2 protein-coding genes and 5 pseudogenes are annotated in these 4,945 nt (G+C 59.3%); 5 read left to right on the plus strand and 2 right to left on the minus strand.

Features of this window, described 5'->3' with window-relative positions:
- Positions 1–106: 106 nt before the first annotated feature.
- The 3 genes and pseudogenes from NKJ76_RS32140 to NKJ76_RS32150 form a co-directional block, all read left to right on the plus strand.
- A pseudogene (locus NKJ76_RS32140) lies at positions 107–421 on the plus strand (IS110 family transposase); the annotation flags it as partial.
- A gap of 1,436 nt (positions 422–1,857) precedes the next feature.
- Positions 1,858–2,517, plus strand: a complete 660-nt coding sequence (locus tag NKJ76_RS32145; RefSeq protein WP_352539207.1) for a C45 family autoproteolytic acyltransferase/hydrolase — start codon at positions 1,858–1,860, stop codon at positions 2,515–2,517.
- A gap of 22 nt (positions 2,518–2,539) precedes the next feature.
- Entirely contained in the window at positions 2,540–2,929 is a 390-nt protein-coding gene (locus tag NKJ76_RS32150; RefSeq protein WP_352539208.1) for a carcinine hydrolase/isopenicillin-N N-acyltransferase family protein, read from the plus strand.
- A gap of 27 nt (positions 2,930–2,956) precedes the next feature.
- Here the strand turns inward: NKJ76_RS32150 and NKJ76_RS32155 are convergent.
- Together NKJ76_RS32155 and NKJ76_RS32160 are read right to left on the minus strand one after the other, a co-directional pair.
- Positions 2,957–3,218, minus strand: a pseudogene (locus NKJ76_RS32155) (hypothetical protein); the annotation flags it as partial.
- A gap of 62 nt (positions 3,219–3,280) precedes the next feature.
- Positions 3,281–3,529: pseudogene (locus tag NKJ76_RS32160) on the minus strand (ATP-binding protein); the annotation flags it as partial.
- Here NKJ76_RS32160 and NKJ76_RS32165 point away from each other — a divergent pair.
- Together NKJ76_RS32165 and NKJ76_RS32170 are read left to right on the plus strand one after the other, a co-directional pair.
- Positions 3,528–4,128, plus strand: a pseudogene (locus NKJ76_RS32165) (transposase); the annotation flags it as partial. The pseudogenes NKJ76_RS32160 and NKJ76_RS32165 overlap by 2 nt on opposite strands.
- A gap of 114 nt (positions 4,129–4,242) precedes the next feature.
- Positions 4,243–4,847: pseudogene (locus tag NKJ76_RS32170) on the plus strand (IS701 family transposase).
- Positions 4,848–4,945 lie beyond the last annotated feature (98 nt).

A 4,945-nucleotide genomic window follows, 5' to 3' on the forward strand; every position in this document is an offset into this window, starting at 1 on the left:
CGCCTCTGTCGTCGTGGCGCTCCCATGAAGAACCTGGCCCATAGCGCATCCTTTGATTCGGACGAAAAGTATGCGCCATCAAAGCCTGGGATCAAACACCTAGCTACGCCCAAATAAAACAGTCGCCAGCGCCCAAGAGCGTCTCCCAACCCCACTCCTGCAATCCGGAGTAGTCGATTATGACGGTCATATTTCCTGACGTGGCGATCGCCATTTGCGGGGGCTTGTCTACGAAGCGGCGGCGGTCATTCTGACGCGCAACTCAACCGACAGCACTCTGCGCACGTGGGGTCTGCGGCTCCGGGAGAGGATCGGCTTCAAAAGAGCTGCCGTGGCTGTGGCGCGCAAACTGGCAGTTGTAACGCATACGATGCTTAAGACCAGCAAGCCCTTTAACCCCAATGCTGGAGCCGCCGCATAAATCCGGATAGCGTTCAAAACCTGAACGCTTAAGGTGTCCCTGCCGGGGCGTGAGACGAGCCATTCCGCTGATGGGGGTTGCATCGCTGATTCAGCAAAGTGCGTCGTCCACATTGAACGCTCGACCCGCGAAGCTCCATCATGCGACGGCTAATGTCGACCGCGAAGACAACCATGCACCCGGCAGCGTCCCCTCAACGAAATTATGCTTGACGCCCCAGCAGCGATTAGACAACCACATCAGGTCAAAGCGTCGAGATTGTCGAACTCCCCGTCCCGCGCATCAAAACAGCGTCGCGGATCGCGCTCTTGAGATGGGTATGGTTGCTTTCGATTGAACTGTTCTCGTGGAGTTCCTTTGTTGTAGCGCGTCGGCGTCATTGTGTAGTCTGCACAAAGCTGCTCGCATCGGCGCGTGAGGTCAACACCTTGGTGTCGGCGTCGAAGTTGCAGAATATCGCTACGGCGATAGAGCGGAGCGCCCAGCGACCGGAGCGTGTTCTGCAGTCCTTCGGCCCGGCCGACTAAATATAAGCTTTCGCCAGCGAAGGATCACAATGGGCAGCTTGACGCCCGACCAGGCGGCGAGCCGGAAATGATAGAGCAGATGGGCGATTCCTTCGCGATTGAGAGGCCCAGGCTGGCCACGCGGCAACGTCGACAGACTGGGCCGACGGGTTCGGGAACGTGGCGGAAGAGCACCTCGTGTCCTACCCTTGAAAGGGCGCCCCATAGATCGGATGCGCCGGTCCAGGGCCCGGCGAACGCCTTCATGGAGGGATGAGGACGCCGCATCATCTCCCAAAAATGGCGATCGCGCGGATACCAGTGGCGGCGTTAGCCGACTGACTTCGGCATCGAAGATATGAAATGATTTGGGAGATCGGGACGCCGCCGGCCACGAGGTGGTGACGGATCTGCGTCAGACTCCGATCGACTACGTTTTCGCCTCCAACGCCGCCGATGTGTTGGCTCCACGAGGTGCTCACCGCGTCCTTAGGTCTGCGCCGCCGTGGTCGACCGCCCGGCGGGTAGCCAGGTCGTCCGCCTGAGACCGACCACAACCCCAGGTTCTTTCCACTCCCAAGATCGACTTGCCGTCTCAAGAGACTATCCCTTTTCTCGCGCTCTCCGTCAAAGCAAACAACCTGTGGCAAAGACATGAGCCGGAAACGACAATCCATCACACTTGACCACCGTCACAGAAAATAGCGTGTCCGACATCGTGGAGACTCTCCCACTCCCCACCAGCAAATCGTCGATTTTAAGCGCATACTGAAACACAACGCCGATTTCCTGCATACACAAGGGGTCGTTCGTGCAATGCGGCTAATTTGAAGCTGCTATGTTTGTGAAGCGGGCAATGAGGGATCCTGTATCAAGGATGCATGCTCGCGCACGTGCAGTTTTGAAGCTTGCCTCAGCTGGATTGTGACCATGGCCGAAATTAATAGATCGCCTCTCGCAACTCTGCCTGTGGTAGTCCTTTCGGGAACCTCCGCCCAACGCGGCCAACAGCATGGCCGCATGTTCGCGACTCGTATTTCCCACGTAATTACAAAAATGAAGGAGCGTTACTCTCCTGTGTCTCTAAATCGCGCCCGCGAAAACGCGAATATTTCGTGGAACATTCTTCAAAACCGCGCGCCGGAAATTTCTGAAGAGATTGCAGGGATCGCAAGCGGCGCGAACTGCGATTGTATAGATATCTACTGCTACATTGGTTTTGAATTTTTCGACGCCCATGCGGAGAGTGGTTGCAGTGGCCTTGCCATTACAACAACACGAGGTGCAGTTCTTGGGCAGAACTGGGACGCAGCGCCCGAGATGCACAGCGACTTGGTTTTCTTCCTACACGTGGGAGGCAAGGGTCTCGATCTTGCCATGGTGGCCTCAGTTGGAACCCTCGGATGGGTTGGCGTGAACAGGTCTGGTGTCGGTCTCCTGACCAATGATGTGATGCTAGACAAATCTACAAGCGGGATCCCGAGTCAGGTTGTAAGGCGATTGCTACTTGCCGAGAGTAATGTCTCATCAGCGGTCGAGACGCTAAAGCAGCTTCCCGTCATGGGGGGGGCGCAGCTATTTGTTAGGTGATCGCGAAGGGTTTATTACTGGCGTGGAACTGTCTCCGAGCGCCGGAGTGTGCGAACTGCCGAACGCGTCGAGAATTTTTCATACAAACCACACACTCCTGGCGACTACCCAGGCATTTGAAGATGAAACGCAGTTACAAGCTGTATATCCATCGAGTCGTGCTCGGCTCGAGGAGCTGAAGCGTGCCGGGGATGACGCAACTGGTGTAGATGACCTCATGCGGGCTTTGGCGGACCGCACGAACGCCCCAGACGCAGTATCTAAAACGGTCTCCGACCGCGAGTATACCAGTACTGCCTTTTCAATCATAATCGATTGCGGGCAGCGGGAATTGTACCTGTGCGCAGGGCCGCCATCTGAAGGACAGTATCAGCGCTTTCACTTGCCAGATGTTGTCTCTACGCTGATCTAAGTTGCCATTAGTCGCCTTCAATAACGGCTAAGGCGTTGATATTCCTAACCCGTGAAGACGGCTGGAAACATCCGATTTTGCCGTTTTCGGCTGGAGGCCTTGCAGGCACCAGGCAAGCCAAAGAGCGAGAACCTGAGGATCAGGCGCAGATTTTGGCCTGCGGCGACGAGCAGCGCATTGATCGCATCGCCATAATGGCCGAGGAGGAAGTTGCGGTCCAGTCGGCCGTCTTCATGTTACCGATGGTGGCCTCGATGGCGGAGCGTCGTTTCAGTTCCCGACACATGGTGGCCATCAGCCACACTTGCGGCCGGCGATCATCAGACGTCATGATGCTCCCCACCTTCGGGTTCATTGATGTCGATTGAAGGTTGGTCCGGCGGGCGGCCTGATGAGGCCGCTGTTTCGCTTGGCGCGGAGCCGGTAGCTGTCGCCGCGGATGGTCAGCACGTGGCTGTGGTGCAGGAGCCGGTCGAGGATCGCGGTCGCGACCACCGGATCGGCGAACACGGTGCCCCATTCGGCAACGCTGCGGTTCGACGTGATCAGCATGGCGCCGGGTTCATAGCGCCGGCTGACCAGTTGGAAGAACAGGTGCGCCCTGCGGAAAGTCGATCTGCCCCTGGAGCGGATCGGGCTGCAAGCGTGTTCGCGGACGGCCTGGCTTCACGACGGGCTGTGCGCCGTCGGCCTCCTATCTGCATCGAGACGCGGCGGGCCAATGCGGCATGCCGAACAAGACGGATCGGAATTACGCCCGGGCGCAGGCGCAGATCATGCGCGCCGGCTGTATCGGCAGGTGCATGTGAAGAACCGGCAGTGCCGGCTCTGGAGATCCCTCCTCGTCGCCCGCCGCACGGTACTGAATGAAATGTGCACCATCGAGACCGTGATCCGGGCGATCCTGCGGGAGGCCGGCATCAAGCTGGGCAGGCCGTCGCGAACCGCCTTCGCCGGTCGTGTGCGCGAGTTGGCCGGCACAGATCCGGTTGTAATGCCGCTGGTCGAGCCGCTGCTAACGATCCTCGCCACAATGCTGGGAGAGTTCGTCCGTTCGCAAGAAAGAGGTCTGTCGACGGCTGATAAGCGTTCCAGGTGCCGGGCCGATCACCGCACTCGCCTTCCGCGCCACCATCGACCGACCGGGCCGCCTTCGCCGCTCGCGGCATGTCGGCGCGCACACGGTCCTATGGGATGCAGTCGCTGTTGGGGCGCAGCCGGGACGCTGACCGGCTGCGAGACGAGGTTCGCGATTATGTTGTGGGGCGTTGGGCGATGAGGATGGCTTCCTGGTCGTCGACGAGACGGGATTTGTGAAGAAAGGCGCTCGTTCCGCCGGTGTCGCGCGTCAGTACTCGGGAGCGGCGGGTCGGATCGAGAACAGCCAGATCGGCCTGTTCTTGGCTTACACGAGCCGCTACGGCCAAGCGCTGGTCGATCGCCGCCTTTATCTGCCGGAGAGCTGGGCAAAGGATCGGGCGCGATGTGCCAGGGCGTCGATCCCGGAGACGGTCGAGTTTGCAACCAAGCAAAGATGGCGTGCGCCATGGTTGAGGCGGCGCTCGATGCCGGCGTCCCGTGCGCTTACGTTCTGGGCGACGCTGTCTACGGGGCGGACAGCAGCCTTCGCCGGATGCTGGAAGCTCGTGAGCAGCCCTATGTCTTGGCGGTTCGAGGCGCTCACTTCATGCGCCGTGGAGGGGATCGTGGGTTTGAGGAAACCTCGCCCGAGGAACTGGCCAGCGAGTTCGAGCCCGACGACTGGGCCTGTCATGCGGCAGGTGAAGGCGCCAAAGGGCCTCGGCTCTACGAGTGGGCACGCATCCGCCGCCCTTGGACCTCAAAAGGCGGCTTCGAGCATTGGCTTCTCGTCCGCCGCAAGCGATCGACATCCGGAGAAAAAAAGCCTACTGCCTAGGTGTTTGATCCCAGGCTTTGATGGCGCATACTTTTCGTCCGAATCAAAGGATGCGCTATGGGCCAGGTTCTTCATGGGAGCGCCACGACGACAGAGGC

The sequence above is a fragment of the Mesorhizobium sp. M0029 genome (genome assembly GCF_040323735.1).
Taxonomy (GTDB): Bacteria; Pseudomonadota; Alphaproteobacteria; order Rhizobiales; family Rhizobiaceae; genus Mesorhizobium.

Bases quoted from the DNA above. Each gene is read 5' to 3' on its own strand.
- NKJ76_RS32145 (WP_352539207.1), top strand. From the start codon at position 1,858: ATGGCCGAAATTAATAGATCGCCTCTCGCAACTCTGCCTGTGGTAGTC.